The organism is Zongyangia acetica (genome assembly GCF_038739695.1).
GTDB lineage: Bacteria > Bacillota > Clostridia > Oscillospirales > Ruminococcaceae > Zongyangia > Zongyangia gallinarum.
Genome location: NZ_JBBEWN010000049.1, coordinates 1 through 738 on the forward strand (window position 1 = coordinate 1; position 738 = coordinate 738).

The window sequence follows — 738 nt, forward strand, 5'->3', positions numbered from 1 at the left end:
GCGTTGTCCCAAAACGCGTATCTCGGTTTTCCGTACTTGGCTATCACGTCTCCCACAAACGCGAGAAAAAGATCGCTCAGCTTGTTTGCGTCTATCCCTTGTGGGAAATCCCGCTTCATATGTTTTCGGCTCATTAGGGCGTGATAGCAGCCATTCCAAAGCACGGCTGTTGCCACAAAGGAGTGACCGGAACCGTTGCCTCCAAAGTCAATTCCAATCCGGATTTCTCTGATATCTTGTCTGTTAACAGTACGTTGAAAGCGCCCTGGATTGTCAGCGAACAAGCGATAGATTGCTCCCTCCGCCCGCTTCCATCTTCCTTCCACCAGACGGTCATAATAAACCGTGCCGGCGTATTCCTTACAAATATTCTCTACGTATTCTTTTGGGAGAAAGGGATTGTCAAACAGTCTATATTGTTGCAGATAAATATCGGCATCCGAGTCGATGAATTCCTTTAGCCAGTGGGTCGGGTTTTCCGGGTTGCATGCGCCGTCAAAGCAGCTATACGGCTTATCCAATCGGGATTTAAGCATCTCGAATACTTCCCGGTTCCACTTGGCAATCTCATCTCCGTAGGCGTATTTGATGGACGCCCCCTGTACCTTGGCTACCTGGTTCACCTTTTCAGCACCCAGGCAATAGGTGTCCTCGCCGCATATTCTCGCAACATTGCGGTTATTGATTGTCCCGATCAATCCGGAGCCATATATCTCCCGCATAGGCTGCAGCACGTTT

Annotated in this window: 1 protein-coding gene; it reads right to left on the reverse strand. The window is 49.5% G+C overall.

Going from position 1 to position 738, the window contains the following annotated elements:
• Positions 1-738: terminase large subunit domain-containing protein (locus WGC32_RS15045; RefSeq protein WP_342683084.1), on the reverse strand; the 738-nt coding region annotated here is incomplete at both ends.